The following is a 25268-nucleotide window of genomic DNA, read 5'->3' as shown; positions in this document are numbered from 1 at the left end:
TGATGCGCTGCAAAAAGTCGTCTTGAAGTGATTGTAATGGGTGGCGCCCAAAAGGCGCCAGACCTCGTTTTAATGCCAAAAATGGGGTTATTTGGGTCTTACAGGGACCACCAGCGTGCTATCAGCACGGCGAATAAAGACTGGTACAGCCTTATTGGTATCCAAACCCTTCACCAGGGCCTCAAACTGCTTAACGCCGGTAATATCGGCATCTGCAACCCGAATAATGACATCGCCTGGCCGAATACCAGCCTTAGCTAAGGGCCCATCCCCCAAACCGGTAACCTCAACCCCGCCTTTGATATTCAAATCCTTCTTTTTGGCATCCGAGAGCTCGCTAACAGCAACTCCGAGAGCATTGGCACTATTCCCATTTGCCGCAGGTGCATCTGACTTCTTAGTGGCTGCCTGAGTAGATTCAGCATCCGTTACTGTTACCGTAAAATCGCGTACCCCACCTTTGCGCCAAACTTGTACTGGCACTGAAGTGCCCGGCTTAGTCTCGCCAACTACCCTTGGTAAGTCAGTGGATTTAGCAATATCACGGCCATTAAAACTCAGGATCACATCCCCCGCTTCAATGCCGCCAGCTGATGCAGGACCTCCTGGCTCAACGTTTCGAATATAAGCACCACGAGGCTTACCCAAACCTAAGCTCTCAGCCACTTCTTTAGTCATCTCACCCAAAGCGACACCAATGCGACCGCGGGTCATTTTTCCATTGGTACGTAATTGATCTGCAACACGCATTGCCTCATCAATCGGAATCGCAAAGGAGATGCCCATATAGCCTCCAGAGCGACTAAATATTTGCGAGTTAATCCCAATGACTTGTCCAGCAGTATTGAGGAGTGGGCCGCCTGAGTTTCCTGGGTTAACTGCAACGTCAGTCTGAATAAATGGGAGGTAGTCGCCAGTATCACGACTCTTCGCTGAGACAATACCTGCGGTGACAGTGTTCTCAAGACCAAACGGGGAGCCAATTGCCAGAACCCATTCACCTACGCGCACCCTAGATGAATCACCTAAAGGAAGCTTTGGTAAATCACGTGCTTCAATTTTTACAACTGCTACATCAGTACGCTTATCCATACCAAGCAATTTTGCTTTGAACTCTCGCTTATCAGTCAGGGTTACATAAATAGTAGTAGCCCCTTCAACCACATGAGCATTTGTCAAAATCAAGCCGTTGGATTCGATAATGAAACCGGAGCCCACACCACGATCTGCCTCTTGCGGTTTTCCTGAGTTTGGTTGCGCTTGCTTAGGACTATTTGGAATACCGGGAATAGGCACCCCAAAGAAACGACGGAAGAATTCAGCTTGATCTTCAGGCATTCCAGGAATGCCGCCTTGAGCCTGCTGTACCGCTACTTTTTCAGTTGTGCGAATGTTGACAACTGCTGGGCTAGCACGTTCAACTAAATCCGCAAAGTCAGGAATAGTGACTCTAGGAGTTTGCGCTAATGTAGGAGGAGCGAACGCAAGTTGACCCAGACTAAAAATAGCCAAGAGTGCAATTAAATACTTTTTCATAATGCTATAGACCTACTTGGTGAAAACCAACAATGAAGATATTAAGAATATTAGGTCAGTTTGCCAAAAATCAAGGTACCGTTAGTACCCCCAAAGCCAAAATTGTTTTTGACTGCATGGTCAATCTTCACGTCCCTTGCAGTGTTGGCGCAGTAGTCCAAGTCACACTCAGGATCTTGATTGAAGATATTGATAGTAGGTGGCGATTTTTGGTTGTGAAGCGCCAAAATCGTGAAAACAGACTCCAAGCCACCGGCACCGCCCAATAGGTGGCCAGTCATAGACTTGGTGGAGTTAATTAAAGCCTTTTTAGCATGATCACCTAAAGCAGCTTTAATGGCTTCAGTTTCGTTCTTGTCACCCAAAGGTGTAGAAGTTCCGTGAGCATTTAAATACTGAATTTGATCTGGATTGAGTTTGGCATCGCGCATGGCATTGACCATACAACGACGTGGACCATCCATATTTGGCGCAGTCATGTGATAAGCGTCACCACTCATGCCAAAGCCGAGTAACTCGCAATAAATTTTTGCGCCACGAGCTTTAGCGTGCTCATACTCTTCGATCACCACCACACCAGCACCTTCGCCCAGAACAAAACCATCACGATCTTTATCCCAAGGGCGTGAAGCAGTAGCAGGATCATCATTTCGCGTCGAGAGCGCTCTTGCAGATGCAAAGCCACCAACACCTAAGGCAGAAATTGTTGACTCAGCACCACCGGCAACCATGACATCAGCATCGCCGTACTGAATTAAACGTGCTGCTAAGCCGATGCTATGCAAACCAGTTGTACAAGCAGTTACCGCGGCAACGTTTGGACCTTTAAGACCAAACAAAATACTGAGGTGGCCAGAGATCATATTAATGATCGAGCCAGGAACAAAGAATGGTGAAATGCGACGAGGACCACGAGCTAATAATTCAGCGCCTGTTTCCTCAATCATTGGTAGACCGCCAATACCGGAGCCCACCATGACACCAACGCGCTCGGCATTTTGTTCAGTGATTTCTAAGCCGCTATCGCGAATAGCTTGTGTACCAGCAGCAATGCCGTAATGGATAAAAGTATCCATATGGCGCGCCTCTTTTGCAGAAACATATTCTTCGACATTGAAATCTTTCACCTCTCCAGCGAAATGAACGCTAAGCGGAGCGTGGTCGAACTTAGTGATAGTAGCTATGCCTGATTTGCCTGCAAGCAAATTAGACCAAGCTACATCAACTGAATTACCAACAGGTGAGATGAGGCCAAGACCGGTGACTACTACCCGGCGTCGGCCATTTGATGCTGACACAGTATTACCTAGGCTAGGGAATTAACCCTGAGCTTTAGATTTAGCGAAGTCAATCGCGAGCTGAACTGTAGTGATCTTTTCAGCTTCTTCATCAGGAATTTCGATGCCAAATTCATCTTCCAAAGCCATAACCAGCTCAACAGTGTCAAGAGAGTCAGCGCCCAAGTCATTCACAAAAGAAGATTCATTCTTGATGTCTGCTTCTGCGACGCCCAATTGCTCAGCGACGATTTTCTTAACGCGTTGTTCGATGTTATCCATTAAGTCCCCCAAGGGTTGTAAAAAAACGATGAAGGGATTTTATCAGCTTGGCGGAGCAATCTAGCAAAACCGCCAAAAAATGACCAAATCCTAGCTTTGCCGTTAGGCTAAATATAGTCCGCCATTGACATGTAAGGTATTACCCGTAATGTATCCCGCCGCTGGAGAAGCCAAAAATGCCACTGCCTGGGCCACATCTTCAGGACTGCCTAAACGCGCCAAAGGAATGTTCACTTTTAGGGCATTTTGCTGCTCTTCGCTCAAGGCACGAGTCATATCAGTGTCAATAAATCCCGGGGCTACGCAATTCACGGTGATATTGCGGCTACCGATTTCACGAGCTAGCGCACGAGTCATACCTGAAACCCCCGCCTTTGCGGCAGCATAGTTGGCTTGTCCAGCATTACCCATATGGCCAACAATAGAAGTGATGTTAATAATCCGGCCGCCACGGGCTTTCATCATTGGGCGCATTACTGCTTGTGACAAACGGAAGACTGAACTTAAATTGGTGTCAATCACATCGGTCCATTCATCAGACTTCATGCGCATAGCCAAGTTATCGCGAGTAATGCCCGCGTTATTCACCAAAATATTGATGCCGCCATATTCTTTCACGATCAAATCGATAATTTCTTCGCAAGCATTCGGTGCAGTGACATTCAATACCTTGCCTGCGCCGCCCGAAGCTTTCAATCGCTCATCAATGGCTTTTGCGCCGCTCTCAGATGTCGCAGTGCCAATCACCTTGGCACCACACTTCACTAACTCATCCGCAATCGCTTGACCGATACCACGCGAAGCGCCAGTTACCAAAGCAATTTGTCCGCTTAAGTCGAGATTCATATTTATCTTCCGCTGTTTTCTGTATTTCTGTATTTAATTTGTATGGTCTTGATTTTATTTGAGGCTTGCTAGAACCTCATTCAAGCTAGTTTCATCAAATACTGGCACGCCAGTGAGTTGATCATTAATGCGCTTAGTGAGACCTGCCAATACTTTGCCAGGCCCACACTCCACCACTTGAGTAATACCCTGTCCAGCCATAGCCTGAATGGTTTCCTGCCAACGCACAGGCTTAGCAGCTTGACGCACCAATGCATCTTTAATTGCTACTGGGTCATTCAAGATCTCGACATCCACATTGTTAATAACGGAAATGCTTGGAGCTTTAAATTCAATATTTGCCAAATAGTCTTTGAGCTTCTCGGAAGCAGGCTGCAATAAAGAAGAGTGAAATGGCGCAGAGACTGGTAAGGGTAATGCGCGCTTAGCGCCAGCAGCTTTCAGTAGCTCACATGCTTTAGTTACGGCATCACTTGCACCAGCAATGACTACCTGACCAGGGGCATTGAAATTGACTGCCTCCACTACGCCGCCAGATGCAGCGCTCGCTTCAGCACAAACCTTAGTCACGGTTGCATCATCTAATCCCAAAATAGCAGCCATGCCGCCCGTGCCAACAGGCACCGCACCTTGCATTGCTTGGGCACGGAAACGCACCAATGGAACAGCATCTTTAAAAGAAATTACGCCAGATGCAACCAAGGCGGAGTACTCACCAAGACTATGACCAGCCATCACCTTGGGAGCGGGGCCACCTGCAGCTAACCAAGCACGATAAAAGGCAACACCAGCGGTCAACATCACAGGTTGTGTATTTGTGGTTAATGACAACGCCTCAGCAGGACCCTCGGCAATTAACTTTGCAACATCCTCACCCAACGCTTCAGAGGCTTCTTGCAGTGTTGTACGCACCTCTGGGCGCTTCGCAATAGAATTGAGCATACCAACTGATTGAGAACCTTGACCTGGGAATACGAATGCAAATGTCATTTAATGAGTTCGCTATTGAAAGAAATTAAAGAAATGAATAAATAAAAAATATTGAATTTTTATTAGTATTTAATTGCAACTGCACCCCAAGCAAAGCCACCACCAACACCCTCTAACAAAAGATGTTGACCGCGCTTGATCTGTCCAGAGCGCACGCCCGCATCTAATGCCAATGGAATAGATGCAGCAGAAGTATTGCCATGCTCATGCACGGTCACAATAACCTTGTCCATAGACATGCCCATCTTCTTGGCCGTACCTTCCATGATGCGAATATTTGCTTGGTGCGGTACCAACCAATCAATTTGCTCGGGCTTGAGATTGGCTTTATCCAGTGCTTCGTGAGCTACTTGCTCTAATACCTTCACAGCCAACTTAAATACAGCCGGACCATCCATTGTCATAAATGGAGAACCATGTACCTCGCCATTACCTGCGCGCCCAGGAACGCACAATATATCGCGCTGGCTACCGTCAGCATGTAATGCGGTAGATAAAATGCCTGCCTCTTGAGAAGCTTCGAGCACGACAGCTCCAGCTCCATCGCCAAACAAGACGCAAGTTCCGCGGTCTTGGAAATTGAGAATACGCGAGAAGGTTTCTGCGCCAATGACCAATACTTTTTTGTATGAACCAGAACGAATAAAAGCATCTGCAATAGCAAGTGCATAAGTAAATCCAGCGCAGACTGCCTGTACATCAAAAGCTGCACAAGAAGTATGTGCACCTAACTTATCTTGCACCACGCACGCAGTACTTGGAAATCCACCCAAATGGTCTGGCGTAGAAGTAGCCAAAATAATGAGATCCAAGTCTTCGGAAGTAATGCCTGCAGTAGCTAACGCCGCTTGTGATGCCTTTACTGCCAAATCGCTGGTAAGTTCATTCTCAGCCGCAAAGTGACGCGCCGAAATACCACTACGCGTTTTAATCCATTCATCACTGGTCTCTAAGCCAGTTTTGGCGAGACGCTCTACTAAATCTTGATTGGTTAAGCGCAACTCAGGAAGGTAACTTCCGGTTCCAGCTACTCTTGCAAAGATACTCATTCTTTTGTCTCCACCACAAAGGCTGCAGCAATACGCTCCACCATGCGGTTCTTAGCTGCTTCATAGGCGCGATCCAAGGCAAAGCCAAAAGCAAAGCGATCAGCAGAACCATGGCTCTTAATCACACAACCACGTAAACCCAACAATACCGCCCCGTTATAACGTCGATGATCAACCCGCTTACGTACTCTTAGCAATGGCACCATCGCACAGATCGCCATCAACTTAGTAAGCCACGAGCGATTAAATTCCTCACGAATCAAGCCACTCATCATCTTTGCCAAACCTTCGCTGGCTTTTAAAACCACATTACCCACAAAGCCATCACAGACCACAATATCGGTCGTACCCTTAAAGATATCGTTGCCTTCTACATTGCCGTAAAAGTTTAAAGAGGTTTGGCGCAGCAACTCGCTAGTTTGTTTAACAACTTCATTACCTTTAATAACCTCTTCGCCGATATTGAGAAGGCCAATTGAAGGATTTTCTTTACCATCTACCACTTGCACCATCACGTTTGCCATTTGGGCAAACTGCACCAGATGCATTGGCTCGCAGTCGGCATTGGCACCTAGATCCAGCATGGTCGTGCCACGGCCTAATTCATTGGGGATAGCGGTTGCAATCGCCGGACGATCAACACCCTCAAGCGTCTTCAGAATGTAGCGGGAGATCGCCATGAGTGCGCCAGTATTACCAGAAGAGATCACCGCATCCGCAGCGCCCTCTTTTACTTGCTCAATCGCAACACGCATGGAAGAGTCTTTTTTGCGACGCAAAGCAACCTCAATGGGATCGTCCATCAAGACAACTTCACTAGCGGGAATAATTTGAATTCGCTCCATAGGAGCTTTGGGAGATTTACTCAAGACATGCTTGATTAAATCGGGATCACCCACAAGAGCAATCTTCACATCTGCGTGTTTTTCTAAAAAATCGCAGGCAGCTGGGACCGTCACAACGACTCCATGATCTCCGCCCATGGCATCAATAGCAAGAGTAACGCTCATAAACTCATTGATTGCTGCAAGTGATTTATCCAAGAAAAAAGCGGCTTTTACTGGAGCCGCTTCTATCTGTTTAGACTAAAAAATTAGTCGTTTTTAGTTTTAACAACTTTACGACCACGATAGTAGCCGTTAGGTGAAATGTGGTGGCGCAAATGAGCCTCACCAGTTGTGGCTTCAACAGCCGTAGCAGGTGCGGTCAAAAAGTCGTGCGCACGATGCATGCCACGTTTGGAAGGTGATTTTTTGTTTTGTTGAACGGCCATATTGAACTCCTAAGCAAGGCGACATTCTAGCATGGAAATGCGCCTAAATGCTTGATCTATTGACAAAACATACTCAAAACAACAGTCTGAATGAGTACCCTGAAGTCAGTTTTTCTTCATATTTTTCAATATGTTAAAGGGATTTTCACGCTCATTTGACACCTCTTCATCGCCCTCGTCCCCAAAGGTAGAGGGATGGGGCTCACAAAACCCATCTGGATGCTTTGGGATCAGTGGTAAAGACAGCAAAACCTCATCCTCAATAGTTTCTAGGAGGTTGAAGTGCTGATTTACCACCAAAGGCTCCTGCTCTTCATCCTCAATCGGATACTCATCAGCCTCAATATCAGTCAAAACCAGAATAAATCGACGTTTTTCATCCAAATCGACTGCGCAATCTTGCAAACAACGTTGGCAGACTAGGTGCAAACGGCCATTTAGACCTAATTCTAGGATTTGACGAGGCTCACTGCCGGGGGAATCTTCAAAATAGGTCTGAACCGACCAATTAAAACCATCACTTGGATTGATGGTTGATGCCTCCTCGGCCAATCTTGGTAACTCAGCAATACTTAAAAAACCTGCACCCTTATAAGATTGAGGGGCACAAAAATCCACCCTCTTTAAGGCGCTAGGCTCGGCAGATAGCTCGACTTGAGGTAAAACTTGATTACGATTCATAGCATCAGTCTAAATGAATGCCAGCTTGAAAGTGCAGAACACCATGAGTATCCCTACCAATTTATCCCAAAACCCACTGCTTATTTTGGCATCTACCTCCAAATATCGCCGTGAACTCCTAGAGCGCCTACGCATTCCTTTTGAAGTTGTTTCACCAGAAGTAGATGAGACGCCAATCACTGGTGAAAGCACTCTCGATTTAGCGTTACGTCTTGCTCACGCCAAAGCGGCGGCAGTTGCCAAAGAACATCCGCACGCCTGGGTCATTGGCTCTGATCAAGTTGCAGATCTCTGTGGTGCAGCGATTGGTAAGCCTGGTAATTTTGAAAGAGCGCTAGCCCAGTTACAACTGATGCGTGGTGCGACAGTGATTTTTCAAACGGCACTATGTTTAATGAAGGGGGATATACAAACCACTTTATATGTTCCGACTGAAGTGACCTTTCGTAAACTACCTGACAGCGTTTTGGAGGCCTACTTACTTGCTGAAGAACCTTATGATTGCGCAGGCAGCGCTAAGTCAGAAGGCCTAGGCATCAGCCTGCTAGAGTCGATTAAGAGTGATGACCCAACCGCTTTAATTGGCTTACCGCTGATTGCATTAACAAGCTTACTGCGGGATGCAGGCTTTGTATTCCCATCAAAAAAATAAGAAAAAGTCATTCATGAGCAAACTAGGCACTCTTTATTTAGTTCCCAATACTTTGGGTGATGACGGTCGCGTTGAACAATTACCTTGGGTGCTTCCATCAGAAACAATTACGCAAGCAGCCAAGTTAAAACACTGGATTGTGGAAGATGCTAAAACAGCGCGCGCCCTCTTAAAGGCAATTGATTCTGTCGCTCCATTAGCCAACACCATCCAAGAAATGCAGATGAGTGAATGGCGTGGTGCCGCGCGTAACGCAAAGTATGGTGATGCGGTAAAACCTGCAGATTTACTCAGGCCTTTACTTGCCGGAAACGATATGGGTTTAATGTCTGAGGCGGGAGTGCCCGGAGTTGCAGACCCTGGAGCAGAATTGGTATTAGCAGCGCATAAGCTAGGGGCAAAAATAAAGCCTCTGGTTGGACCAAGCTCTATCTTGCTTGGTCTAATGGCAAGCGGACTTAATGGGCAATGTTTTGCATTTCAGGGCTACTTACCCCATGACCAGCATGAGCGCGCTGCCAAACTCAAGCAACTCGAAATAGAATCTCGCAAATTGCAGCAAACCCAAATTTGGATTGAGACACCCTATCGCAATACCGTCATGCTGATGGCATGCCTCAATTCTTTGGCACCACAAAGCTTACTTTGTCTTGGCATAGATCTCAGTCTGTCCTCAGAAATGATTTCAACATTGTCGATTGCAGAATGGCGCAAACGCTACCCAAATGAAGCCGCCTGTGCCTCATTGCAAAATAGGCCAACAGTATTTCTACTATTGGCCTAGATTCTTTACTACTGAGTTTTACTTGAGATCTGGCGTCTTCACCAAAGCTTTGCCAGCAGCGGCTCCAGCCTCAGCGCCAAAGCGCTTAGCAACGCGCTCAGCAAAGTTTTCTTTCATGGTGTAATCCAGAATATCAGGCGCCTTAAAGATATCGCGCGCAACTGTATCAATCGTGCCGTAACCATCAGCCAAACCAATCTTTACGGCTTGTTCACCATTCCAGATGCGTCCAGAAAATAAATCTGGCACATCCTTTAAGCGATCGCCGCGGCCTTCTTTAACTACTGCAATAAATTGTTGATGAATCTCATCAATCATGGTCTTGACCATTTCAATTTGCTTTGGATTCTCTTTGCTAAATGGATCCATCATGCCTTTGTTGGAGCCCGAAGTAATCATGCGACGAGTAACGCCTAATTTATCCATCAGACCCGTAAAACCGAAGCCCTCCATGATTACACCGATCGATCCCACTAAGCTGGCTTTATCAACCAAGATTTGATCTGCAGCAACAGCAACGTAATAACCGCCAGATGCGCAAATATCTTCTACTACGACGTAAAACGGTTTTTTAGGATAGAGCTTACGTAAACGATGAATCTCATCGTTAATCATGCCTGCTTGGACAGGGGATCCACCAGGGCTATTGATACGCAATACGACGCCAGCACTTTGCTCATTCTCAAACGCCGATAACAAAGAAGAATTGATATCCATCGCATTAGCCATTGAGCTGGAGGAAATTTCTCCCTCAAGGGTCACTAACGCAGTATGTTTTTCAACCCCCATACCTTTGCCCGGAAGATGGAAATCAAATATCGACAGTAGGGCGCCCACAATTACCAATAAAGTAAGTACACGCAATACCGCCTTCCAGCGACGCGCTTTGCGAGTCTCTTTCAAATTCTCCAAGAGAAGATGCTCAAGGGCTTGACGTTCCCAATTAGGATTTGGATTATTTTCCATCTATGAATTCCTTAGCGTTACTAATCAGATTACAAATTATTTTTAAGCCATTGCGAAAGTTCCGCAACATCATGAACGTGCACTAATGAAGGCGACTCCTTCAAAGTATCAGGAGGGTGAGCACCATAGGTCACCGCTACTGCATCCACACTCGCATTTGCCGCCATATCTAAATCATGTGTTGTATCACCGATCATCAGCATGCGACGAGTAGGCACCTGTGTCACATCTGATAACTCTAACAACATCCCTGGATGAGGCTTAGAAAAAGATTCGTCTGCAGTACGAGTCTCATGAAAGAGATGGCCAATTTGATGATGCTTCAGTGAGCGATCTAAGCCGACACGAGATTTGCCTGTGGCTACAGCCAGCAAATATTGCTGCGCATGTAATTCTTGTAAAAGCTCTCGAATACCAACAAATAAATCAAGCTCATGATCTTTTGCCAAGTAGTGGTAACGAAAGCGCTCGGTTAGTTTTTGAAAATGAATTGGTTCGACCCAAGGCACCGCTCGACGCAATGAATCCTGAATTCCTAAGCCAATGACCGAACTCGCCAAGGTGTCGTCTGGCGCCTTAAAGCCTAAATCACGACAAGCTTGTTGTATGCAATGCACGATGGTTGGCGTGGAATCCATAATGGTTCCATCCCAATCCCAAACTATCAGGTCATAAGGTCGATTCGATTTATTTACTTGAGACATGCTTGGCTGTAATTTAATCGTGCTGTTCAAACGTTTTCATCATGGCAGTAAATTCTGGGGGCAATGGCGACTCGATACGCATCTTTTCACCAGTGCGGGGATGGGTAAATCCTGCCAGATGTGCGTGCAGATATAGGCGCTTCGATTTAATGACCTTGTCTAGATCTTCAAAGCCGTACTTATCGTCGCCCAAAATCGCATGCCCCAGCTTTTGCAGGTGAACCCGAATTTGATGGGTGCGACCTGTTTTAAGCTGAGCTTCCGCCAAAGTGATAGCAACATCTTCACGCTTGAGCGTTTTAGTCACCCGTAAGGCCGTGTGACTTGGTAACCCATCTGGATCAACCCGAACGCGGCGCTCACCATTTGGAAGAAGATATTTATGTAAGGGATATTTGAGCTGCATGGTTTGAGCGCCCTGCTCAATTTCACCATGTGCAAGTAAAAAATAACGCTTGTCCGTTTGACCCTCACGGATTTGACGATGCAACTCCACTAAGGCGCTACGCTTTTTAGCCAGAAGTAAAACACCAGAAGTGTCTCGGTCTAAACGATGGACCAATTCCAGAAACTTGAGTTCAGGGCGAGTAATGCGCAGGGTTTCAATTACCCCAAGAGCAATACCTGAGCCACCATGCACAGCCAAACCTGCTGGCTTATTGACTATTAGGAGTGCTTCATCTTCAAAAAGAATCGGCATTTTGTCTGAGTAGCCATGCGCCCGAGATTTGGTTTGGGCAGAATTAACGGCAGCCATTTGGGCGGGTTCGGCAATCCGAACCGGGGGAAGTCGCACCACATCACCCTCAATGAGGCGGGTTGTTGGCTCAGCGCGCTTTTTATTAACCCGGACCTCTCCGGAGCGGATGATGCGATAAACGTGGCTTTTAGGAACCCCTTTAGCCCAGCGTAGTAAGTAATTATCCAGACGTTGGCCAGCCTCTTCCGGACCAATAGTCTGGAGATGCACTGCTGCAGGCGCTGAAGTAGCGGGCGTTTTTGCCTTTAAGGGCTTGGAATTAGGTTCGGATTTCATGATTTATCTCTCTTGTGACCCCGGCGGGGGACGACAAGGGACTCAACAATACCCCATTGTCACGCAACTTGTGCCGTATAATCAACGCTCTAGCCAATTTATTGGCCTGAGACCAACCTGAAGTCAGGTTTGAATCGTGGAGCTTGGAGTCGCCCTTTAAAAGACTCCCGGGGTTGCCCCTCCCCCGTTGTAATGAGGCGCAGGGTTGGTGTGCCGTATGCCGCGACCCGCGATTAGAAGACAGTTTTCAGGCGCGCGCCTGCATTGATGGCCTAAAGGAGGTCTCTGCGGCGATCGTCAAGTGTGGCACCGATTTAACCAACCGTTAACTGGGTGAGCTAGGCAAAAAATGCTTAGATTTGCATGATCCACACTCATATACCGCCTTGGGCTTAGTCCCAAGCGGCATCTAACTTGTCCCCTAACGCAGCGCGCAACGACGCCCTCCCCCATAGGAGAGTGTTATGAAACGCATGTTGTTTAATGCAACTCAACAAGAAGAGTTGCGAGTTGCCATCGTTGATGGTCAAAAACTCATTGATATCGATATCGAAGCTGCCGGTCGTGAACAACGCAAAGGCAATATCTACAAAGGTGTCATTACCCGTATTGAACCTTCCCTTGAGGCCTGCTTTGTCAATTACGGCGAAGAGCGTCATGGCTTCTTGCCATTCAAGGAAGTTGCCCGTAGTTACTTTAAAGAGGGCATAGACGTCCGCAATGCTTCCATCAAGGATGCCCTGCGCGAAGGTCAAGAAATCATTGTTCAAGTAGAAAAAGAAGAGCGTGGCCAAAAAGGTGCCGCCCTCACATCTTTTGTCTCCTTGGCAGGCCGTTATTTGGTCTTGATGCCGAATAACCCACGTGGAGGCGGTGTTTCCCGTCGCATTGAAGGTGAAGACCGTCAAGAGCTGCGTGAAGCCATGTCTCAATTAGAAGTAGCAGATGGCATGAGCATCATCGCCCGTACCGCTGGTATTGGTCGTGATGCCACTGAATTGCAATGGGATTTAAGTTACCTCATGCAGTTATGGAAAGCGATTGATGAAGCTGCCAAAGGCAACTCTGCTCCATTACTGATCTACCTCGAGTCCAGCTTAGTGATTCGCGCTATTCGCGATTACTTCCAGCCTGATATTGGTGAAATCCTCATCGATACCGATGACATCTACGAACAAGCTGCAGCATTTATGTCGGTAGTAATGCCAGACAATTTGCCGCGTGTTAAGCGCTATCAAGATGATGTACCTTTGTTCTCTCGTTTCCAAATCGAGCATCAAATTGAAACCGCTTACTCACGCACTGTGCCATTGCCTTCAGGTGGCGCGATCGTGATCGACCACACTGAAGCCTTAGTTTCAGTGGACGTTAACTCAGCTCGCGCAACTCGCGGTTCTGATATTGAAGAGACTGCAACTCGCACTAACTTAGAAGCTGCTGATGAAATTGCTCGTCAAGCTCGCTTACGTGACTTAGGCGGCTTGATCGTGATCGACTTCATTGATATGGAATCGAGTAAAGCTCAAAAGGATGTAGAGAATCGTTTACGTGATGCCCTACGTCATGACCGTGCTCGTGTGCAGATGGGTAAGATCTCCAAGTTTGGCTTGATGGAAATGTCTCGCCAGCGCTTGCGCCCTGCATTGTCTGAAGGTAGCCATGTAACTTGCCCACGTTGTAACGGCACTGGCCACATTCGCGACACTGAATCTTCTGCATTGCAAGTTCTACGGATCATCCAAGAAGAAGCAATGAAGGAAAACACAGCAGCGATTCATACTCAGGTACCAGTCGAAGTGGCTGCCTTCCTCTTGAATGAAAAACGTGCTGAAGTGATCAAGATTGAAACTCGCTTCAAAGTAAATGTCTTGATGGTTCCTAATAAGCATCTAGAAACTCCGCATTACAAACTCGAGCGTTTGCGTCATGACGACCCCCGTCTTGATGATCAAAAGGCTAGCTACGTAATGGCCGAAGAAGCTGCTCGCGAACTCGAAACTGACACTACTGTGAGCCGCAAGGATGCAGATGTAAAAGTACGTCCAGAGGCAGCAGTCAAAGGAATCACGCCAACACAACCTGCGCCAGTTAGCCAACCACGCCCTGCGCGCACTGAAAAAGTAGCAAAAGCAGAAAGCACTGGTGGTTTCTTTGGATTTATTAAGAGCCTCTTTGGTTCATCTCCAGCAGTTGAAGAGAAGCCTGCACCAAGTAACTCACGTGGTCGCAACCAAGGCCGCAATGGCAATGGCGGTGATCGCAATCGTGGTCGCAACCGTCGTGGCGAGCGAACCGAGCGTCCCGCAGCGACTGCGGCTGAAGGAGCTCCAGCAGTAGAAGGCGCTGGCAATAATCGCAATCGTAGCAACCGTAACGGTAATCGTAACCAAGGCAATCAAACCAACCAGAATGGTCCCAAGCCAGAACGTCAAGCCAACCCAGCGGCAGTAACTCCTGCTACTGAAGCGGCTCCTGGAAGCGAAACTGCTCCAAGCGCCGAAGGTGATGAGCGTCGTGGTCGTGGTCGCAACCGTCGGGGTCGTGGTCGCGGTCAACGTGGCGAGCGTACTGAAGGCGGCAATGATGCTGCTAATACACCGGCTACTGCAACTGCAATATCAGCAAGTCCATTTACAGGTCCTCCAGTTGGAATGGCTGGCGCCTCTGCATCTATGCCGATTCAGAACATCGTTAATAGTTTTGGCAATGCAAAACCTGCTGCAGAGAAACAAGAAAGGCAAGAGCGCGCACCACGTGCTCCACGTCAATCCAATCGCCCTGCGCAAAACGCTGCTCCTGCAGCCGTAGCTACTCCAGCACCAGTTGCTGTAGCAGCCGCTAAAGTAGAGGTAATTGCCAAGCCTGCACCCGAGCTTCCAAAAGTGGCTTTCCAGGCGCTTGAAGAAACTCCGTTGCATAGCGTTGTGCAATCAGCCGGCATGATCTGGGTCGCTACCGACTCTTCTAAGCATGCTGAAGCACAAAGCCAGATCCAGGCAGAGCCTGTTGCGCATAATTTAGGCAGAGCGCCTAAACCTGCCGCAAGCCTTCCTGAAGGACCAATGGTTTTAGTTGAAACCGGCGGCCAAGAAAAAACGGTTTAACGCTTATTTAAGCTTTTCTCCAGACTGCCATTTATCCCACAAGGATATTTGGTGGTTTGGCAGAAACCCCGTTTCACAGCCATAATTGAGAGCATGGTTGAAAAAGCAATCCCAAAAGTAATCCCTATCCGCATTGACGAAGGCAAAGGCCTGTCGCCATCTATTGGCGCCCAACTCGTCACGCCTCATGGCCACACTCAAGATGCCCGAGGACGCACCCTAAGAGATCTACGCATCTCCGTAACCGATCGCTGCAATTTCCGTTGCACCTATTGCATGCCCAAGGAAGTGTTTGACCAAAACTATCCTTACTTAGCTCACAAAGAGTTATTGAGTTTTGAAGAAATTACTCGGATTACCGCTATCTTCGCTACATTGGGTGTTGAAAAAATTAGATTAACCGGCGGCGAGCCCTTGCTTCGCAAGAACTTAGAGGTGCTCATTGAGATGTTGGCCAAAGTTCGCACATCTGAAGATAAAGCGCTGGACCTTACCCTCACGACCAACGGTAGCATCTTGCGCAAGAAAGCTGCCGCGTTAAAAGCAGCGGGCCTGCAAAGATTGACAGTCAGCCTGGATGGTTTGGACGACATCATCTTTAAAAAAATGAATGATGTCGACTTCCCTGTGGCTGATGTACTTGATGGAATTAAGGCGGCGCAAGAAGTTGGCTTTCAGAACATCAAAGTAAATATGGTGGTTAAAAAAGGCACCAATGATCACGAAATTGTGGCGATGGCTAAGCACTTCAAAGGTAGTGGTGTCATTTTGCGCTTTATCGAATTCATGGATGTGGGCAGCTCGAATGGCTGGAATATGGAGCAAGTCCTTCCCTCAAAAGAAGTTATTGCGCGTATAAATGCAGTATTTCCGCTCGAGCCAGTTGAGGCCAACTACGCTGGCGAAGTTGCACAACGCTGGCGTTATGTCGATGGCTCAGGTGAGATTGGCGTGATTTCCAGCGTTACCCAAACCTTCTGCCACGAATGCTCTAGAGCTCGCATTTCTACCGACGGGCAAATGTATCTCTGCCTCTTTGCTAATGAAGGTTTTGATTTCAAAACTTTGCTGCGCTCAGGGAAAAGTGATTTAGAAATCGCCAATGCCGTAATGAATACCTGGTCATCTCGCGATGATCACTATTCAGAAATTCGTGGCTCTCATACTACCAATGTAACTTCGGGTAATCGCAAGGTTGAAATGTCTTATATTGGTGGCTAATGATTTTGACTAAAGACATTACTGCGTTAATACTTGCTGGCGGTCGTGCGCAACGTATGGGCGGCATCGATAAGGGCTTGATCCCTTTTCACGGCAAACCGCTGATCGAATCCGCTATTGCCAAGCTAAAGATTCAGACACAAACCATCATCATTAATGCCAACCGCAATATTACAAAGTATGCGGGCTATGGATACCCCGTAATCATGGATGAGACGCCAGATTTTTCAGGGCCCCTGGCTGGTTTCTCGGTGGGCCTAAAGGCATGCAAAACACCTTATCTCCTTACCTCACCTTGCGACTCGCCTTTACTACCCAGTAATCTTGCTGAGCTATTGAGCGCAGAGATGGAACGAGGTGATTTTGAGTTGGTATATGCCTCCAGCAAGGAGACGGATGGCAAGGTATGGGCGCAGCCTGTTTTTTGCCTCATGCGAAGCAACCTACAAGATTCATTGAATCAATTTCTCCAAAAAGGGGACCTCAAAATTGATCGCTGGTTTAAAGAATTGCGCAGTAGCACCGTAATTTTTGACGATCCCCTATTTTTCGCTAATGTAAATACTCCTGAAGAACTCAAGTCATTAGAGGAAGTATCAGCATGAGTCACTCACCAAACCAGCCGATTCTCTTAACCTCATCCCTTCATGTTGATGATGCGCGGAAGGCGATTACCGGATTAGTCAATGATCTCATTGCAGAAAATGCCGCCCTCAAGGATCCTGCTGATGTTGAAACTGTTGCCCTAGATCAAGCGATCAACCGGATCCTAGCGGCAGATCTACTCTCACCAATCGATGTTCCAGCTGCCGATAATTCTGCGATGGATGGCTTTGCATTTAATAGCGAATGTCTTAATACCACCAGTGCAACCATTGAATTACGAGTCGCTGGTACAGCACTTGCGGGCAAGCCCTATGAAGGTAGTATTCATGCAGGGGAATGCCTCAAGATCATGACCGGCGCGCTGATGCCTACTGGCTGCGATACCGTCATTCCACAAGAATTCATAACTGCAAAAGATAATCTCACGATTGAATTTAAGCAAGATCAATTAAAACCTGGAGAGAACAGACGTTTAAGTGGCGAGGATCTGCAAAAGGGGAAACCTGCAATTGCAGCTGGTCGCTTACTGCGCCCTTCTGATTTAGGTTTAGCTGCGTCACTAGGCGTTGCATCACTACCAGTTAAGCGCAAGCTCAAGGTTGCCATTCTGTCTTCAGGCGATGAATTGCGCGCACTAGGTCAATCATTAGATGCGGGAAGTATTTACGACAGCAATCGCTACAGCCTTAATGGTCTGCTCAATCGTCTAAATTTAGAGATCATTGACTGCGGCATTGTGCGCGATGATCCAACCTCCTTGAAGCAAGCTTTTATTGAGGCGGCCAGTAAAGCAGATGTATTAATTTCTTCTGGAGGCGTCTCTGTTGGCGAAGCAGATTTCACGAAACAGATCATGCAAGAGTTAGGCGATGTTGGTTTTTGGAAAATTGCCATGCGTCCAGGTCGCCCCATGGCCTTTGGGATTTTCAAGTCAGCCGAAGGAAAATCGCCCACTCGTAAGACGCTCTTCTTTGGATTGCCAGGGAATCCCGTAGCAGTCATGGTGACCTTTTACCAATTTGTCCGCGCAGCCCTTTTGCAGCTCAATGGCGCAAATCAAACTGAACCCCCGCTTACCCAGGCCATTGCCGAAGCCCCCATCCGGAAAAAGGCAGGTCGCACAGAATTTCAACGCGCCATTCTGGAGCGTCGAGCTGATGGCAAGCCAACGGTCAGACTCACTGGCAGCCAAGGTGCCGGTATTTTGCGTTCGATGAGTGAGGCCAATTGCTTTGTCATCCTAGGTCACGAGCAGGGAAATGTTGCTGCTGGAGACTGGGTAGATGTAGCGCTTTTTGATGGACTGCTTTAAGATTGCGTCATCATGAAACTTAGCAAAAAAGAACTCGTCTTTCTCGACCCAATGCATACTGCCAAAACTTTAGTTTTGGTTTACCTCTGCTTCTCCGTTCCAATCGTTTTGTTGGCACTGTTCGTAGCCTTCATTCGCGATGGCGCTATCCCTGGTTTTACCGTGTTGTCCGCATTAATTCTCAACGCCTTACTCGGCTTTGGATTGCTATGGATTGCCTGCAAAGTCTATAACTGGGTTGCTGGAAAATTCGGTGGAATTGAATTAGCGTTGCGCGAGCTTCCAGAAGAGATTGATGCTGAGTAATCATTATTAATTACCGGTCACTCTTTCAGCAATAAAGCCGAGCAATGCTCGGCTTTATTTTTAATGCTTAGAAGATTAAATTAACGCAATTAGCCTTTAAAAACTTCCACATTAATAAGGCTAGGTGGTTTTTTTCCATCAAGTGCTGCACGTAAATTATTGACTGCTAAATCAACCATTGCTCTACGCGTTTTTTCTGTAGCACTAGCAATGTGTGGAGCGAGCACAACGTTGCTTAACTTTAATAATTCAGGATGTACCTTGGGTTCACCTTCGAATACATCAAGGCCAGCAGCAAAGATCCTTTTCTCCCTCAGAGCTTGAGCTAGTGCCGCATCATCGATAATTCCGCCACGGGCAATGTTTATAAGGGTTGCAGTAGGTTTCATGAGCGCAATTTCTTTAGCTCCAATCGTATGATGACTCTGGGCACTATAGGGCAGCACCAAGACAACATGATCAGCAGTGCGCAGCAATTCTTCTTTGGAAACATACTTTGCACCACAAGCTTTTTCATCAGCCTCCGATAAATGACTGCGGTTGTGATAAATCACATTCATTCCAAAACCTAAAGCACGTTTAGCAATGCCTTGGCCAATTCGTCCCATGCCAATAATGCCTACTGTACTGTGATGCAAATCCATGCCCAGGGGATTATTCACAATCGACCACTTATCCCATTGACCTGCACGAACCCAATGCTCCGATTCGGTAATCCGTCTTGCTGTTGCCATTAATAAGGCAAAGCCAAAATCAGCCGTGGTATCCGTTAAAACATCCGGGGTGTTCGTCGCCATGACACCAGCAGCAGAAATTGCCGGAACATCAAAGTTGTTATAACCGACAGAAATATTGGCCACCACCTTTAAGTCTTTAGCATGAACTAGCGCATTGGCATCAATTTTTTCGCTGCCTGCTACTAAAGCCCCTACAACCCCAGAGAGTTCTTTTTGCAACTCTTCTGGACTAAAAATCCGATCCTCTTGATTGGATCGAACCTCATAGGATTCCTCCAGTTTGGCTAAAGCCTCTGGAAAAATGGCTCTTGCCACCAAAATTTTGGGTTTTTGCTTGCTAACCTGGGCATTGGGCTGTGTATTCATAGTGGGAACTTTACCTTAAGTAAATAGAGGGTTTTGCCTGAAAAATAGGCTATTTCGGCTAAAATTGATCTTTTATAACTTAGCACCCGGCTTTTTGGGGCTCTTGAAACAAAATCACTATGACTTATGTTGTTACCGAATCTTGTATCCGCTGCAAATACACCGACTGTGTTGATGTTTGCCCAGTTGACTGCTTTCGCGAAGGCCCCAATTTTTTAGTGATCGATCCGGACGAGTGCATAGACTGCGCGGTGTGCGTACCTGAGTGCCCCGTAAACGCTATTTATGCAGAAGATGATGTACCCGGCGATCAACAAGCATTCATTAAATTAAACGCCGATCTTTCCCCTGCCTGGACATCGATTACCAAGTCTAAGGCAGCGCTGCCAGATGCTGAAGAATGGAAAGATGTTAAAAATAAACTTGATCAACTAGTAAAGTAATTTCTAGTCCAATAAATTCGTGTCGCACTCACCCATAGAATCCGATGCCGTAATCATTGGCGCTGGTCCTGTGGGGCTCTTTCAAGTTTTTGAATTGGGTTTGCTCGAAATTAAAGCGCATGTAATCGATTCACTTCCAGAAGTGGGAGGTCAATGCATTGAGCTCTATCCAGATAAACCCATTTACGATATTCCTGCGATCCCAGTATGTACTGGGCGCGAACTCATTAATAACTTATTAAAGCAAATTCAGCCCTTTGGTGCTCAGTTTCATCTTGGCCAAGAGGTCAGCAAGCTTGAGCCACAAGCCGATGGACGTTTCCTCATTAGCACCTCGCAAGATAAAACATTTCTGAGCAAGACTGTCTTTATTGCTGGCGGTGTAGGGGCGTTTCAACCACGCACTATTAATCTTGAAGGCATTGATGCTTACATCAATAAGCAAGTCTTCTATCACGTTAAAAATCCTGAGCAATTTGCGGGAAAAAGAATTGTGATTTGTGGTGGTGGTGATGCAGCCCTAGATTGGGCAATTCATTTTTCCGAAATTGCAGCTAGCGTTACCTTGATTCATCGTCGCGATGAATTTAAGGCGGCACCAAAATCGATTGCCAAAATGCGTGAACTTTGCGCCAACCATCGAATGGAACTTCTGATTGGACAAGTTACCGGCTACGAAGTGAAAGATGATCTCCTTACTGAAATAGCCTTTACCAATATTGATGGCGATTCCAAACTAATCCCCCTAGATGACCTTTTAGTGTTTTATGGCCTCTCACCGAAGTTGGGGCCTATTGCGGAGTGGGGCCTTAATATCGATCGCAAACAAATTTGTGTCGATACCGCAAAATTTCAAACCAGCACCCCAGGAATTTATGCGGTTGGTGATATCAACATTTATCCGGGTAAGAAAAAACTGATCCTATCTGGATTTCATGAAGCCGCGCTTGCCGCCTTTGCCGCTGCGGAGTACTTGCACCCAGAAAAGCAGATTCAACTTCAATATACGACCACCTCCCCCAAGCTTCACAAGGCCTTGGGAGTGAAGTCGCCTACATTCGAGTAAGCTATCCATAATTCGTTAATACATAACCACTTTTAGCCAATATATATGCGTCAATATCACGATCTCATGAAAGAAGTCCTCGCTAAAGGGGTTCAAAAGTCCGACAGGACCGGAACTGGCACGGTCTCCGTATTTGGACACCAGATGCGCTTTAACTTGGCTGATGGCTTTCCAATGGTAACTACCAAAAAGTTACATCTCAAATCCATCATCTACGAATTACTTTGGTTCCTCAAGGGCAGTACAAACAATAACTGGCTTAAAGAGCGCGGCGTATCCATCTGGAATGAATGGGCCGCCCCGGATGGTGAATTAGGCCCGATTTATGGCTATCAATGGCGCTCATGGCCCGCTCCAAACGGTCAGCATATCGATCAAATCTCAGAAGTGGTTGAGACCATCAAGAAGAATCCAGACTCTCGTCGCATGATTGTTTCTGCGTGGAATGTAGCCGATATTCCACGTATGGCTTTAGCGCCCTGTCATGCCTTCTTTCAGTTTTATGTCGCCGATGGTAAGTTGTCCTGCCAACTCTATCAACGCAGTGCTGATATCTTCTTGGGGGTGCCATTTAATATTGCTAGTTATGCATTGTTGACTCATATGATGGCGCAACAATGCAATTTAGAAGTGGGAGACTTTATTTGGACTGGTGGTGATTGCCATTTATATAGCAATCACCTAGAGCAAGTAGAACTTCAGTTATCCCGCGATTTCTTCCCGCTACCAAAGCTGAATATTTTGCGCAAGCCTGATTCAATTTTTGATTACGAATTTGAAGACTTTGAAATCGTCGGTTATGAATCTCATCCCCACATTAAAGCTCCTGTAGCCATTTAAGAATTTAGCCACTTATGACACAACCTGCCATCTCCATGATTGTTGCGCGTTCACGCAATCACGTCATTGGTCGCGACAACCAAATGCCCTGGAAAATCTCAGCAGATTTACAGTTTTTCAAGCGCGTGACCATGGGCCATCCCGTCATTATGGGTCGCAAGACCTGGGAATCCATTGGGCGGCCATTGCCTGGACGCCGAAATATCGTAGTGAGTCGCAATGCCGACTTTCAATTATCTGGCGCAGAATTGGCTGGCTCCTTGGATGAAGCATTGGATCGCTTGAGTGATTTTTCGCGTGTTTTTGTTATCGGCGGCGAACAACTTTTCAAGCAGGCCTTTGATAAAGCAGACCGCCTCTACATTACTGAAATCGATTTAGATATTGAAGGTGGCGATACTTTCTTTGAAGTACCCAATGAATCTGCCTGGCAAGAAATAGAGAGAACTCCTGGTTCTGAAGGTGATATCTCTTTTAGCTTTATTACTTTAGAGCGCAAATAAAAAGGACTCCTAGGAGTCCTTTTTTCTATTGCAAGTTCTACTATTGCTATTTACTGAACAACAATCTTTGCGTCTTTTGCGATCTGACCCAAGAACTCGTATTGCTTTCTTTGCGTCATTCCAGCACGAATAGCTGTCTTCGCTTGCTCAAATGATGGTGGCTTACTCGATTTTTTATCTTCCAGCTTAACTAAGTACCAACCTTGTTGCATCTGAATTGGCGCCGGTGAAACTTGGCCTTTGGCTAGCGCCGTCAATACAGCAGCCAGTTGAGGCGCTACCTGCCCAGCCTGAATCCAGCCCACAGCCCCACCCTGCACTTTGTTCGGTGCTAAGGAAACACTCTTAGCAACCTTATCAAATGACTCGCCTTTTTTAATGCGAGCCAATGCTGCTTGAGCATCCGCTTCACTCGCTACCGCAATATCGCTCACCTTATATTCCACAACCATTCCTTGAGGTCCCAAAGTTGCAATTTCTTTGTTGTACTCAGCCTGGATATCTGCATCGGTGATTGGATTTTTAGCCATATAAGTCGACAACTCAAGATCTGCCAAATAGTTTTGGCGAATCATCATGAGCTGTGTATTGGCTTTCTCAGAATTAGCTAAACCGTCTTTCTCAGCTTGCTGAGATAGTAATAAAACTTCAATATACTTTTCAATCACTACTTTGCGCAGCTCTGGAGTATCCTTTTGTCCTTGAGAAAGGGCAACCTTTATTCCCTGCTCTACCATGTCATTGGTAATGATGGTACCGTTAACAGACGCCGCAGCATTGATTGGCAAACCGCTTTGCTGTGCATCAGCACCGCTTACCAACGCAGCTGTTAATAAGCCTGCAGCAATAAAGCGCACTACCATTGGATTTAAAACAGAAGTAAAAGGTTTCATAAGGAAGATATCTTTCTAAAATTTAGCCTCAATAGTACCAGCAGGCCTAGGTCAAATTGTATTAAGCCGCAGTAAAATTAGCCCATGTGCGTTCAATACCTCACGACCGTCAATGTTGACTGGGTTAAATCCCACTTTGATCTCGATCTACAAGCATCTAATGCCCACGATGTATTCCCTACTTACCCTGGGCCCATCATTCTCAAAAGCCATAATAATCAGCGTACTGCGATTGGTTTAGCCCGTTTCGGCTTATTACCATCCTGGGCCAAAGAGGAAACCTTCGGCAGAAAAACATATAACGCCAGAGCGGAAACAGTTGCCGAGAAACCCTCCTATAAACACGCCTGGAAAACACGGCATTACGCACTCGCCTTAGCTGATACTTTTTATGAGCCCTGTTATGAGTCAGGTAAAGCAGTACGCACTGCCATTAAACAAGCCAATCAGGAACCGATGGCCATTGCCTCAATCTGGGATACCTGGACCGAACCAGAAACTGGCGAGCTAATTGTTTCTTTTTCTATGCTCACGATTAATGCCGACGGTCACCCAGTCATGCAGCGCATGCATAAACCCGAAGATGAAAAACGTACAGTGGTTCCATTACATCCTGAGCTCTTTAACGCTTGGCTAAATGCCACGCCAGAAGAGGCGCAAGCACTGCTGCAATTAAACTCCATTCCTGAGCTAACCATCGTTTAGAAAGTAATGACAGGCTTCGTTGCTTGATAAGGGTCGGCTGATTGTGTTTCGATTGCCTCTGCCTCTTGTTCGCCTTTGGGTTGACTATAAAATTTCGAATCCGATGCGCGCTCTTTAGATAGGCGTTGATCTTCTGCGTTTGGATCCACCGGGCCAAATGGCCCCTCAACCGGAGAGATAGTCTGACCATTAAACTCCTTGATCTGCTGTGGAGAATATGGGGAGTAAGTTGTCGACCCAGGGGGTTGGGGAGGTGTTTGAGTGCAAGCCACAACACCCGCTAATAATAGAAGTGGACTGAACTTCGAGAAGAATGTATTCATGCATCCCATTGTAGGGCAGCCCAGTTTTAACTATTACTTATATATTACTCACAGGACTGCATGAATTTACGGCAAATCATTGCGCAGACCCTCTTGGCGCCACCGATTTTTACTTTCGCTGAAGAAGCCTCTTTAGCGAAGGCAATCGACAAAGAAGCAATATTAAAATCACCACTCCATAAATAGAGACCGTTCCCAAATCGTTCTTGCCTGCTTTATGCCACCAATAGTGAACTATTGCAGTACAGGCAATTAAATATACGAGCTTGTGTAATAAAGTCCAGCGCCTTCCAAGCTGACGTACTGCCCACTGGTTTGATGTCAACGCTAAGGGCGTAAGTAACACCAAGGTCAGAAAGCCCATCGTAATGAAGGGTCGTTTGACGACATCACTCCACATAGATTGAAGATCTAGATTCTGATCCAACCAGAACCAAATCGAAAAGTGCATGCAGGCATAGAAGAAACAAAAGAGTCCCAACATGCGACGCAGCTTTATCCATACAGTCAGCCCCGTAACCAATCGCAAAGGAGTCATCGCAAGCGTAATACATAAAAAGATTAGTGCCCAGGTTCCGGTTGAACGGGTAATAAATTCAATGGGATTAGCCCCCAGACCCTCATGACTACCCAGCCAGATTAAGCGTACTAGGGGAGCGAGGGATAAGAGGAAGACGGCTGTCTTAATAAACTTCATAAGACATATTAAACGACCCCATTAATTTAAAATCAATGGGGTCGAAGTTAACGATTGGAATGAGATTAAG

Annotated in this window: 28 protein-coding genes; 12 read left to right on the top strand and 16 right to left on the bottom strand. The window is 46.7% G+C overall.

What is annotated here, in order from left to right; genetic code table 11:
* Positions 1–87: 87 nt before the first annotated feature.
* The 9 genes from ICN33_RS06590 to ICN33_RS06550 form a co-directional block, all read right to left on the bottom strand.
* Entirely contained in the window at positions 88–1536 is a 1449-nt protein-coding gene (locus tag ICN33_RS06590; RefSeq protein WP_216195562.1) for a DegQ family serine endoprotease, read from the bottom strand.
* A 50-nt stretch (positions 1537–1586) separates the two neighbouring features.
* A complete protein-coding gene (gene fabF / locus ICN33_RS06585) occupies positions 1587–2834 on the bottom strand; it encodes a beta-ketoacyl-ACP synthase II (RefSeq protein WP_216195560.1) in 1248 nt (415 codons plus the stop codon).
* A 21-nt stretch (positions 2835–2855) separates the two neighbouring features.
* Entirely contained in the window at positions 2856–3095 is a 240-nt protein-coding gene (acpP, locus tag ICN33_RS06580; protein WP_215324024.1) for an acyl carrier protein, read from the bottom strand.
* 102 nt (positions 3096–3197) lie between these two features.
* Positions 3198–3941 (bottom strand): 3-oxoacyl-ACP reductase FabG, encoded by a 744-nt coding sequence (fabG, locus tag ICN33_RS06575; protein WP_216195558.1) that lies wholly within the window; start codon positions 3939–3941, stop codon positions 3198–3200.
* A gap of 54 nt (positions 3942–3995) precedes the next feature.
* The gene (fabD, locus tag ICN33_RS06570; protein ID WP_216195556.1) at positions 3996–4931 is read right to left on the bottom strand and encodes an ACP S-malonyltransferase; all 936 of its coding nucleotides are present in this window, start codon (positions 4929–4931) and stop codon (positions 3996–3998) included.
* A 62-nt stretch (positions 4932–4993) separates the two neighbouring features.
* On the bottom strand, positions 4994–5980 hold the full coding sequence (locus ICN33_RS06565; RefSeq protein WP_216195554.1) for a beta-ketoacyl-ACP synthase III: 987 nt from the start codon (positions 5978–5980) through the stop codon (positions 4994–4996).
* Positions 5977–6990 carry a phosphate acyltransferase PlsX gene (gene plsX, locus ICN33_RS06560; RefSeq protein ID WP_216195552.1) on the bottom strand — a complete coding sequence of 338 codons (1014 nt, stop codon included), beginning with the start codon at positions 6988–6990 and terminating at the stop codon, positions 5977–5979. The genes ICN33_RS06565 and plsX overlap by 4 nt, the downstream gene beginning before the upstream one ends.
* An 83-nt stretch (positions 6991–7073) precedes the next feature.
* Positions 7074–7253, bottom strand: coding sequence for a 50S ribosomal protein L32 (gene rpmF / locus ICN33_RS06555; RefSeq protein ID WP_011902241.1), 180 nt, complete (start codon positions 7251–7253; stop codon positions 7074–7076).
* A 105-nt stretch (positions 7254–7358) separates the two neighbouring features.
* Positions 7359–7934, bottom strand: coding sequence for a DUF177 domain-containing protein (locus ICN33_RS06550; RefSeq protein WP_216195550.1), 576 nt, complete (start codon positions 7932–7934; stop codon positions 7359–7361).
* Positions 7935–7977: 43 nt separating this feature from the next.
* On the opposite strand from ICN33_RS06550, the gene ICN33_RS06545 reads away from it, so the two are divergent.
* Both ICN33_RS06545 and ICN33_RS06540 read left to right on the top strand, forming a co-directional pair.
* Positions 7978–8586 carry a Maf family nucleotide pyrophosphatase gene (locus ICN33_RS06545; RefSeq protein WP_216195548.1) on the top strand — a complete coding sequence of 203 codons (609 nt, stop codon included), beginning with the start codon at positions 7978–7980 and terminating at the stop codon, positions 8584–8586.
* 13 nt (positions 8587–8599) lie between these two features.
* Positions 8600–9370, top strand: coding sequence for an SAM-dependent methyltransferase (locus tag ICN33_RS06540; RefSeq protein WP_216195546.1), 771 nt, complete (start codon positions 8600–8602; stop codon positions 9368–9370).
* Between the two features lie 18 nt (positions 9371–9388).
* Here ICN33_RS06540 and sppA read toward each other — a convergent pair whose 3' ends face one another.
* From sppA to ICN33_RS06525, 3 genes are read right to left on the bottom strand one after another with little or no spacing between them, the layout of a single operon-like run.
* Complete coding sequence (sppA, locus tag ICN33_RS06535) at positions 9389–10336, bottom strand: signal peptide peptidase SppA (RefSeq protein ID WP_216195544.1); 948 nt, start codon at positions 10334–10336, stop codon at positions 9389–9391.
* Between the two features lie 29 nt (positions 10337–10365).
* The gene (locus ICN33_RS06530) at positions 10366–11040 is read right to left on the bottom strand and encodes an HAD-IA family hydrolase (protein WP_216195542.1); all 675 of its coding nucleotides are present in this window, start codon (positions 11038–11040) and stop codon (positions 10366–10368) included.
* 13 nt (positions 11041–11053) lie between these two features.
* Positions 11054–12076 (bottom strand): RluA family pseudouridine synthase, encoded by a 1023-nt coding sequence (locus ICN33_RS06525; protein ID WP_216195540.1) that lies wholly within the window; start codon positions 12074–12076, stop codon positions 11054–11056.
* Between the two features lie 464 nt (positions 12077–12540).
* On the opposite strand from ICN33_RS06525, the gene ICN33_RS06520 reads away from it, so the two are divergent.
* From ICN33_RS06520 to ICN33_RS06500, 5 genes are all read left to right on the top strand, one after another.
* Positions 12541–15180 carry an Rne/Rng family ribonuclease gene (locus tag ICN33_RS06520; RefSeq protein ID WP_216195538.1) on the top strand — a complete coding sequence of 880 codons (2640 nt, stop codon included), beginning with the start codon at positions 12541–12543 and terminating at the stop codon, positions 15178–15180.
* Between the two features lie 93 nt (positions 15181–15273).
* On the top strand, positions 15274–16401 hold the full coding sequence (gene moaA, locus ICN33_RS06515; protein WP_216195536.1) for a GTP 3',8-cyclase MoaA: 1128 nt from the start codon (positions 15274–15276) through the stop codon (positions 16399–16401).
* A complete protein-coding gene (mobA, locus tag ICN33_RS06510) occupies positions 16401–17006 on the top strand; it encodes a molybdenum cofactor guanylyltransferase MobA (RefSeq protein WP_216195535.1) in 606 nt (201 codons plus the stop codon). Before moaA ends, mobA begins: the two co-directional genes overlap by 1 nt.
* Complete coding sequence (glp, locus tag ICN33_RS06505) at positions 17003–18319, top strand: gephyrin-like molybdotransferase Glp (protein WP_216195533.1); 1317 nt, start codon at positions 17003–17005, stop codon at positions 18317–18319. The genes mobA and glp overlap by 4 nt, the downstream gene beginning before the upstream one ends.
* Before the next feature lie 12 nt (positions 18320–18331).
* Positions 18332–18625 (top strand): hypothetical protein, encoded by a 294-nt coding sequence (locus tag ICN33_RS06500; protein ID WP_072583151.1) that lies wholly within the window; start codon positions 18332–18334, stop codon positions 18623–18625.
* A gap of 89 nt (positions 18626–18714) precedes the next feature.
* Here the strand turns inward: ICN33_RS06500 and ICN33_RS06495 are convergent, their stop codons facing one another.
* Positions 18715–19728, bottom strand: coding sequence for a D-glycerate dehydrogenase (locus ICN33_RS06495; RefSeq protein ID WP_216195532.1), 1014 nt, complete (start codon positions 19726–19728; stop codon positions 18715–18717).
* A 119-nt stretch (positions 19729–19847) separates the two neighbouring features.
* Here ICN33_RS06495 and fdxA point away from each other — a divergent pair, with 119 nt between their 5' ends.
* Genes fdxA through ICN33_RS06475 form a run of 4 tightly spaced genes read left to right on the top strand, consistent with a single transcriptional unit; the run spans position 19848 to position 22580 of the window.
* Positions 19848–20171 carry a ferredoxin FdxA gene (gene fdxA / locus ICN33_RS06490; protein ID WP_216195531.1) on the top strand — a complete coding sequence of 108 codons (324 nt, stop codon included), beginning with the start codon at positions 19848–19850 and terminating at the stop codon, positions 20169–20171.
* Positions 20172–20190: 19 nt separating this feature from the next.
* On the top strand, positions 20191–21237 hold the full coding sequence (locus ICN33_RS06485; protein WP_216195530.1) for an FAD-dependent oxidoreductase: 1047 nt from the start codon (positions 20191–20193) through the stop codon (positions 21235–21237).
* Positions 21238–21282: 45 nt separating this feature from the next.
* Positions 21283–22077: a thymidylate synthase gene (locus tag ICN33_RS06480; RefSeq protein ID WP_216195529.1), complete on the top strand. Its 795-nt coding sequence runs from the start codon at positions 21283–21285 to the stop codon at positions 22075–22077.
* A gap of 14 nt (positions 22078–22091) precedes the next feature.
* Positions 22092–22580 (top strand): dihydrofolate reductase, encoded by a 489-nt coding sequence (locus tag ICN33_RS06475; RefSeq protein WP_216195528.1) that lies wholly within the window; start codon positions 22092–22094, stop codon positions 22578–22580.
* A gap of 50 nt (positions 22581–22630) precedes the next feature.
* Here the strand turns inward: ICN33_RS06475 and ICN33_RS06470 are convergent, their stop codons facing one another.
* Positions 22631–23473 carry a peptidylprolyl isomerase gene (locus ICN33_RS06470; RefSeq protein WP_255530684.1) on the bottom strand — a complete coding sequence of 281 codons (843 nt, stop codon included), beginning with the start codon at positions 23471–23473 and terminating at the stop codon, positions 22631–22633.
* An 84-nt stretch (positions 23474–23557) separates the two neighbouring features.
* Here ICN33_RS06470 and ICN33_RS06465 point away from each other — a divergent pair, with 84 nt between their 5' ends.
* A complete protein-coding gene (locus ICN33_RS06465; protein ID WP_216195527.1) occupies positions 23558–24178 on the top strand; it encodes an SOS response-associated peptidase in 621 nt (206 codons plus the stop codon).
* Here ICN33_RS06465 and ICN33_RS06460 read toward each other — a convergent pair.
* Positions 24175–24501, bottom strand: coding sequence for a hypothetical protein (locus tag ICN33_RS06460; RefSeq protein WP_216859650.1), 327 nt, complete (start codon positions 24499–24501; stop codon positions 24175–24177). The two genes, ICN33_RS06465 and ICN33_RS06460, sit on opposite strands and share 4 nt — an antisense overlap.
* A gap of 109 nt (positions 24502–24610) precedes the next feature.
* The gene (locus ICN33_RS06455) at positions 24611–25198 is read right to left on the bottom strand and encodes a sulfite oxidase heme-binding subunit YedZ (protein WP_216195525.1); all 588 of its coding nucleotides are present in this window, start codon (positions 25196–25198) and stop codon (positions 24611–24613) included.
* Between the last annotated feature and the right edge of the window lie 70 nt (positions 25199–25268).

It is taken from the genome of Polynucleobacter sp. UB-Tiil-W10 (assembly GCF_018881605.1).
Classification (GTDB): domain Bacteria; phylum Pseudomonadota; class Gammaproteobacteria; order Burkholderiales; family Burkholderiaceae; genus Polynucleobacter.
This window is presented reverse-complemented; position numbering and strand designations above follow the sequence as displayed.

Coding starts and splice junctions, on each gene's coding strand:
- ICN33_RS06590 (WP_216195562.1), bottom strand. CDS start 1,536: ATGAAAAAGTATTTAATTGCACTCTTGGCTATTTTTAGTCTGGGTCAA.
- acpP (WP_215324024.1), bottom strand. CDS start 3,095: ATGGATAACATCGAACAACGCGTTAAGAAAATCGTCGCTGAGCAATTG.
- fabG (WP_216195558.1), bottom strand. CDS start 3,941: ATGAATCTCGACTTAAGCGGACAAATTGCTTTGGTAACTGGCGCTTCG.
- fabD (WP_216195556.1), bottom strand. CDS start 4,931: ATGACATTTGCATTCGTATTCCCAGGTCAAGGTTCTCAATCAGTTGGT.
- ICN33_RS06565 (WP_216195554.1), bottom strand. CDS start 5,980: ATGAGTATCTTTGCAAGAGTAGCTGGAACCGGAAGTTACCTTCCTGAG.
- plsX (WP_216195552.1), bottom strand. CDS start 6,990: ATGAGCGTTACTCTTGCTATTGATGCCATGGGCGGAGATCATGGAGTC.
- rpmF (WP_011902241.1), bottom strand. CDS start 7,253: ATGGCCGTTCAACAAAACAAAAAATCACCTTCCAAACGTGGCATGCAT.
- ICN33_RS06550 (WP_216195550.1), bottom strand. CDS start 7,934: ATGAATCGTAATCAAGTTTTACCTCAAGTCGAGCTATCTGCCGAGCCT.
- ICN33_RS06545 (WP_216195548.1), top strand. CDS start 7,978: ATGAGTATCCCTACCAATTTATCCCAAAACCCACTGCTTATTTTGGCA.
- ICN33_RS06540 (WP_216195546.1), top strand. CDS start 8,600: ATGAGCAAACTAGGCACTCTTTATTTAGTTCCCAATACTTTGGGTGAT.
- sppA (WP_216195544.1), bottom strand. CDS start 10,336: ATGGAAAATAATCCAAATCCTAATTGGGAACGTCAAGCCCTTGAGCAT.
- ICN33_RS06530 (WP_216195542.1), bottom strand. CDS start 11,040: ATGTCTCAAGTAAATAAATCGAATCGACCTTATGACCTGATAGTTTGG.
- ICN33_RS06525 (WP_216195540.1), bottom strand. CDS start 12,076: ATGAAATCCGAACCTAATTCCAAGCCCTTAAAGGCAAAAACGCCCGCT.
- ICN33_RS06520 (WP_216195538.1), top strand. CDS start 12,541: ATGAAACGCATGTTGTTTAATGCAACTCAACAAGAAGAGTTGCGAGTT.
- moaA (WP_216195536.1), top strand. CDS start 15,274: ATGGTTGAAAAAGCAATCCCAAAAGTAATCCCTATCCGCATTGACGAA.
- mobA (WP_216195535.1), top strand. CDS start 16,401: ATGATTTTGACTAAAGACATTACTGCGTTAATACTTGCTGGCGGTCGT.
- glp (WP_216195533.1), top strand. CDS start 17,003: ATGAGTCACTCACCAAACCAGCCGATTCTCTTAACCTCATCCCTTCAT.
- ICN33_RS06500 (WP_072583151.1), top strand. CDS start 18,332: ATGAAACTTAGCAAAAAAGAACTCGTCTTTCTCGACCCAATGCATACT.
- ICN33_RS06495 (WP_216195532.1), bottom strand. CDS start 19,728: ATGAATACACAGCCCAATGCCCAGGTTAGCAAGCAAAAACCCAAAATT.
- fdxA (WP_216195531.1), top strand. CDS start 19,848: ATGACTTATGTTGTTACCGAATCTTGTATCCGCTGCAAATACACCGAC.
- ICN33_RS06480 (WP_216195529.1), top strand. CDS start 21,283: ATGCGTCAATATCACGATCTCATGAAAGAAGTCCTCGCTAAAGGGGTT.
- ICN33_RS06475 (WP_216195528.1), top strand. CDS start 22,092: ATGACACAACCTGCCATCTCCATGATTGTTGCGCGTTCACGCAATCAC.
- ICN33_RS06470 (WP_255530684.1), bottom strand. CDS start 23,473: ATGAAACCTTTTACTTCTGTTTTAAATCCAATGGTAGTGCGCTTTATT.
- ICN33_RS06465 (WP_216195527.1), top strand. CDS start 23,558: ATGTGCGTTCAATACCTCACGACCGTCAATGTTGACTGGGTTAAATCC.
- ICN33_RS06460 (WP_216859650.1), bottom strand. CDS start 24,501: ATGAATACATTCTTCTCGAAGTTCAGTCCACTTCTATTATTAGCGGGT.
- ICN33_RS06455 (WP_216195525.1), bottom strand. CDS start 25,198: ATGAAGTTTATTAAGACAGCCGTCTTCCTCTTATCCCTCGCTCCCCTA.